Raw genomic sequence first — 5,909 nt, 5'->3', positions numbered from 1 at the left:
GTACCCTTACAGCGTATTCTTTATCAATTAAATGCGTATTATGTGCCCGTAATTGCCAGCGAGATCATAATGATGGCGTGTTTTAGGCATGCTATGCGTCAAAAAAATATCACCACACAAACAATAAGTGTGAAACTAATCACGTATGCAGAATTTATACTTTTTTATATGTGACCTATGTCCTAACTTATTTTTCAACGTTAAGTATGATTAAGCAAGTTGGTGAGCACAACTCACAAAAATATCGCCAACAAATCGACATTTATAATTCGCTATAAGCTGCTGTTTATCTGGTGACATCGCTAATCGGGGTAATTTATTCAGATTAAAGAGGTCAATGGACATGACAGACCAAGCTTTTTTTAAATATGTACGCACCTTCAGTGAGTACCAAAAACGTTCTATGTTCGGTGGTATTGGTTTATTCACCGATGATGCTATGTTTGCGCTTGTCAGCAATGATTGCTGCTACTTACGTGGTGGTAATGGGCTAGATGAAGTGTTTACTCAACTGAGCTGTGAGAAGTATAAGCACGTCAAAAAACAGACGACGGCAACCGTAAATTATTATGATGTAACCGATTTATTCGAATCCGGATATGTAGGGCTTGATGAACTGGTACAGAAATCAATTGAATACTCAATTAAGGAACGGAAATATCAAAAGTCCTCTGCCAGTAGACGCTTAAGAGACTTACCCAACATGCAACTAACCCTTGAACGTATGGTCAAGAAAGCCGGTGTTGATGACGTAGAAACCTTTTTAGAACTTGGACCTGTAAAAGTCTTCAACAAAGTTAAAACGGCTTACGGTAATGATGTTGATGTAAAGCTACTGTGGAAATTTGCTGGTGCAACTGATGGCGTACATTGGAAACTGATCCAAGAGCCGCGTAAAAAACAGTTATTGGCACTGTGTGACTAAGCGAAGCTGATCGCACAATGATTGACTCGTTTCGATGGAGTTAGCGGGTCGTAAAGGCAAGTGTGAAAAGCGGAAAAAGGACGTTGAAGTTTTTTACCACTTCATTGAGTTAGTCATTAAATTAGACAAAAAAACCGAGGCAGAGACCTCGGTTTTTGTTTTTTTAATTTGCTCTTTTCTTACAGCACAAATCTTAAAACTTAAAACGCGTAGTGAACATTACCTGATCACCGTAAAAATCGTTGATACGTGCTTCAGCACCCAAAGAGAAAAGCTCTGTTGAGTGGAATCGAGCGTAGGCAGAGCCAGTCCAATCGTCATCGTTATCGATAGAAACGTAGCCGACTTTGCCGCCTACTTCTAATTGAGGGCCCAACCATTGACGAACACCTAAGTTAAGCTCCATACCAACATCTGTGCTGCTCTCATTCGAAGGTTGCACAACGCGCATTAGCATTTCACCAGTAAGATCTGCCCAGTTGTTTAGCGGAGAATGGAAGCCAAAGCCTGCAGCTGAGTCAAAATCACTTTCAAACTCAGAGTCAATACGAGCAATAACATGCGCGTTCGGGTGAATTGATTTGCTGAATCCAGCACCAAATGTCACAGGACTTGCGCCAATACGTGCTTCGAAATAGTCGTAGCTAAAGTTGCTCATAGTTGCTGGCGCATTGCGATCGTTTGCAGCTAGGGCATGGCTTGATGCCACTAGTAAGGCAGCGGCTAATAGTGTTTTACGCATAACTAACGATAAACCTTGTTCATTATTTCCATGGATTCAAGCAACCACTTGAACCGTAATCTGATTTGTCCGACATCATAATAAAAAGGAAGGTCCACGACCAACAAAAATGTGTCGATGTTTTGTCAATTAACTTAATAGTTCCTTGGTTTAAGCAAAAACTACGCCATATACGTAGTGTCCGAGAATTTCACTCGGACAAGTAACGATGTTTTTCTAACCTCATTCGACTATGCGAGGTTAGGTGGTGCAATGAGCATCGTTGAGTTCAAGTTAGAACCAAACACTTTATTACTCGCCAAAGCTTGCTCTTCTTTCTGCCATGGCGTTGAGGATTGCCTCAGAATCAAGGATTTGAGTCCAGGATAGCAGGTTATCATCATTCTCAATCACAAACGCGGTAAGCTGAGACACGATTGCTTTTCTCAATGCTTCACCTTTCCAAGGTTTGGCAATGTAATAATCGAGACTCGCGTTATTTACGGCTTCTACGGTGTCTTCCAAACCAGCTTGTCCTGTGAGTAAAACTTTGCGCGCTGCTTTTGTGTCACCATTTTGACTGAGTTCGATTAAGAAGCTGATCCCAGTTTGTTCCGGCATAATGTGGTCACATAAAATGAGCGCAAGCTGAACTTCTTCTTCCGCCATCTCCTCAATCACTTGCCGAGCTTCAGTCACCGATTCCGCTCCTTCGACGACAAAGTTCTCCTCGAAGGGAGCAAGATCTTGGAGCACGCTATCCAAGACTTCTCGTTCGTCATCGACACATAAAATTAGATACTTGGTCATGTTTCATCTCCTTCTTCGATGACTGGTAACCAGACGGTCATTCGTGTGAACTGGCCGATCTCTGATTCGACGTCAATCCACCCTCTGTGTGCTGTTACGATTTGCTGGCAGATGGACAGCCCGATGCCTAAGCCAAAATTACCTTCTTTTTTTGTGGTGAAGTTCAGCTCGAAAATGGCGTCTCTTTGCGATTCAGGAATGCCACATCCATTATCTTCAAATGAGATAACGGCATAATGTGTGTGCTCTTTTTCTACAAGGCGTGTTTGTATGTTTAACACACCTTTCTCTGGAAATGCGTCAATGGCGTTAGAGACCAAGTTCGTCCACACCTGTTGGAGTGCGATCGGTTGACAAAGGATGGAAGGCAAGTTTGCATAGTCGGTTGAAACTTGGTGCATTTTTAATTTGTTCTCGAAAATCACCAAGGTGTCTTCAATGCCCTCATGAATATCGGCATAGTGCAGGGTCTCATCATCTGACCGAGCATATCCTTTCAGGCTTTTTACCATATCAGCAATTCGTGCTGCACAGACATTAATTGAGCGAAGTGTAGAACCTGCTTTGTGGTATTGCTCTAGTGTATTGAGAGCATGATAAGACGCTTGCTGCTTTCTCGTTAGTTGGGTAAGTAGCTCGTGATCGGATTCTAAACCAAGGCTCACCACTTTCTTTGCCAACGCTCGGTCTGGAAGAGTATGGCTAAGCGCTTTTACGCGTGATCTGAGCTCGGCGGTTGAAGCGGGTTTTGAGGTTTGCGCTTTGTTCAGTAATTCAATGCCTTTGGTTTGTATATCGGAACTGGGCGCATCGTTAAGTAATCGTTCTAGTGTATGCGTTAAATTCTCTACGCCTCTTAATATCGCGGCTACTGGATTGTTTAGTTCGTGGGCCACTCCCGCAACCAATTGACCAAGCATCGCCATTTTTTCTCTTTCAATGAGCTGCTGGTGGGCTGATTCTAAAGATTCGAGCGTTTTTTGAAGTTGCAGTTTGGTGTTGATGCTTCTTTGCAATCGGCGGTTGAAGTGGCGTAAGAGCAAGTTTGTAAAAAGAGGCAGTAAGTTTGAGTCGCTTTGCATCACTTTATTGAATACGTTGCGATCGAGTTTGATAACTTCTGTTTTGGTTAGTGTTAGAGCTGTCGAGAAAGAACATTCCCCAGTAACAAACGACATGCCTCCGACAATATTCCCTTTGTTATGGCGTACAACCTCTCGCTGCATGCCTTGCTCATCGCGCTTGTACAGAGCCACTTCACCTTCGGTGATAAACCACAAAAAGCTATTTGGCTCGCCTTCCACGGTTAACAAATGTTCAGGTGAGTATGTACGGCACGCTCTTGTTTCGTCATTATCTTTGAAAAATTGCTGGAGAGCGGAGATCACTTGCTCGGCTAACTCGGCATCAGACATCGAGTGGTAGTCGTGTAAGAATCCGGCTTGATAATGGCTCATCTGGTTATTGATGTGCGCTCGCAACAAGCTGTGATGATCCAATATCTGACTGTAACTTAGCAGGTCTTCTTTGCCATTTCGCAAGATAAATTGGGTCAGCTCTTTTTGCACTGTGTTAAATAAGACGTGATCTGGCAAAGGTTTAGTGAGGCAGTGGTCGAGCCTGCCCTCATTAACGGCAGTGAGAATTGCCTCTATATCAGACGAGCAGCTAATAAGAATTTTTCTTGCTTGCTCGGTATGTGGCATCCGGTCTAAACCAATAAGAAAATCCACGCCGTTAAAATGAGCGTGATGGCTCGCTATAACTAAAGCAACAGTCTGTTCTCTTTCTTCTAGATACTCTAAAGCGCTTTGAGCCTCTTCTATCGATTCGACAGAAAATATATCAAACTTACTTGAGAAGGCAGACAGCTCCAATCGAAACTGTTCAGCACTGATTGGGTTGTTGTCGAGACACAACACAGCATAACGATTCACAGATGTTTTAGCTCCGGTTAAAACTTCGCCACGCAAACTTTAACAATAAAAGGACATGATGAGTGGGAGCCAAGTATGATTCCTGATTAATGGACTAGAATAAGCATCAATAGTCTGATTTGTCTCAATGTTTTCTCCGCAGGTGGTTTGGGGTAGACTGACCGAAAATATCTAATAAGTGACGTTATGCAAAATCTTAAAAAAATCGGCGCCATTGGTGGTGCTATCTCATTAGCACTGTGTTGGCCATTGGCTGTCGGACAAATTGGTCAGTCCATCATTGAAGATGGTATTACCAATATGAATGATGAAATGATTAAAGGTGAAGTGGTCGAGTATCAGCGTGGCTACTTGTCTTCAGTCGTGCTGACTCGTTATTCAGTTGTTGATCCTGAGCTTAAAACTCAGCTAGAGCGTGATGGTATGCCAACGACGTTTGACGTAACCAGTGATGTTAGCCACGGTCTAACAAGCCTAACAGCTGATTCAAAATTGGTGGACAATGACTTTTTGCCTCTCACGATGCATAGCCAGACTCAACTAAATGGCAATACAGCATTTATCTTCGACCTAGACAGTTGGCATTATCGTAACGAAGCGCAAGGTGTTTCTGTTTCTACAAGCCCTGCAAAAGTAACAGGTGATGTGACGGTATTGGGTGATCTCAATTACCAAGTTTCCGTTCCTTCTGTTCAAGTGGATTTTGAAAACGGTGAAGAGCTTCATCTGAATGCATTGACAGGGCAAGGTAAAGGAAAGCAAGCAAAAGGCTACTGGTTAGGCGAGCAATCTTTCTCTCTAGAGAAGCTAGATGTGGTTGATGCGAACTTGACGCCTGTCTTTTTGATTGAAAATGCGAGCTACCGTGGTAACACTACGATGAGTGAGTCTGGTGATAAGCTGAACAGTCAATTAAACCTAGATGCTAAGAAACTACGTTTAACTGATGGGACGGATGTCGATAACTTTAAGTTGGATTTCTCAATTGCAGATGTGGATAGCCAGTCTTTTGATCAAATTATGTCTATCTATCAAGGCTCTCCTATGCTAGATGAGCAGGAAATTGCGAATTTATTGCCGCATGTCGATACGCTGTTTAGCAAAGGTTTTGATTTATCCGTGAACGAGCTTTCACTCGCGTTCGGTGACGGCAAGTTCCACAACGAGTGGCAACTATCCATCCCTGAAGGTACTGAGCATATTACTCAAGATCCAATGAAGTTGGTGACGGCCACTACTGGTGAACTTAGCACTTACTTCTCTGATGAATTAGTAACGCATTACCCATTTATTCAAGAAGGGATTGATGAGCTCCTTATTATGGAGTTGATCGAAAAAGTAGAGGGCGGTTATCAATTAAAAGCAGAAATTGGTGAAGGCAAATTGAAGTTCGAAAATGGGCATGAGTTCCCATTGGTGGCTCTACTTATGCCTGCTTTGATGCAACAACAGTAATTCGTGTTGTTGCGAATTTGTTCCAATTCAACGCTTAGTCTTTAAAAAGAGGTCGTAAGAC

5 protein-coding genes are annotated in these 5,909 nt (G+C 42.8%); 2 read left to right on the top strand and 3 right to left on the bottom strand.

Features of this window, described 5'->3' with window-relative positions; translation table 11 throughout:
• The first annotated feature begins 337 nt into the window (after positions 1-337).
• On the top strand, positions 338-925 hold the full coding sequence (locus tag CAG68_RS18975) for a TfoX/Sxy family DNA transformation protein (protein ID WP_005378007.1): 588 nt from the start codon (positions 338-340) through the stop codon (positions 923-925).
• A gap of 193 nt (positions 926-1,118) precedes the next feature.
• Here CAG68_RS18975 and CAG68_RS18970 read toward each other — a convergent pair whose 3' ends face one another.
• The 3 genes from CAG68_RS18970 to CAG68_RS18960 form a co-directional block, all read right to left on the bottom strand.
• Positions 1,119-1,667 carry a hypothetical protein gene (locus tag CAG68_RS18970; RefSeq protein ID WP_005378006.1) on the bottom strand — a complete coding sequence of 183 codons (549 nt, stop codon included), beginning with the start codon at positions 1,665-1,667 and terminating at the stop codon, positions 1,119-1,121.
• 291 nt (positions 1,668-1,958) lie between these two features.
• Positions 1,959-2,456, bottom strand: a complete 498-nt coding sequence (locus CAG68_RS18965) for a response regulator (protein ID WP_005378005.1) — start codon at positions 2,454-2,456, stop codon at positions 1,959-1,961.
• Entirely contained in the window at positions 2,453-4,393 is a 1,941-nt protein-coding gene (locus CAG68_RS18960) for an ATP-binding protein (RefSeq protein WP_025766845.1), read from the bottom strand. The genes CAG68_RS18965 and CAG68_RS18960 overlap by 4 nt, the downstream gene beginning before the upstream one ends.
• Positions 4,394-4,579: 186 nt before the next feature.
• Between CAG68_RS18960 and CAG68_RS18955 the strand changes: the two genes are divergently transcribed.
• Entirely contained in the window at positions 4,580-5,848 is a 1,269-nt protein-coding gene (locus tag CAG68_RS18955) for a DUF945 family protein (RefSeq protein WP_158156193.1), read from the top strand.
• Positions 5,849-5,909 lie beyond the last annotated feature (61 nt).

It is taken from the genome of Vibrio sp. V42_P2S4T144 (assembly GCF_009904715.1).
Taxonomy (GTDB): Bacteria; Pseudomonadota; Gammaproteobacteria; order Enterobacterales; family Vibrionaceae; genus Vibrio; species Vibrio alginolyticus.
The sequence above is the reverse complement of the archived record's forward strand: the minus strand, read 5'-3'. Positions and strand labels throughout refer to the sequence as shown.

Coding starts and splice junctions, on each gene's coding strand:
- CAG68_RS18975 (WP_005378007.1), top strand. CDS start 338: ATGGACATGACAGACCAAGCTTTTTTTAAATATGTACGCACCTTCAGT.
- CAG68_RS18970 (WP_005378006.1), bottom strand. CDS start 1,667: ATGCGTAAAACACTATTAGCCGCTGCCTTACTAGTGGCATCAAGCCAT.
- CAG68_RS18965 (WP_005378005.1), bottom strand. CDS start 2,456: ATGACCAAGTATCTAATTTTATGTGTCGATGACGAACGAGAAGTCTTG.
- CAG68_RS18955 (WP_158156193.1), top strand. CDS start 4,580: ATGCAAAATCTTAAAAAAATCGGCGCCATTGGTGGTGCTATCTCATTA.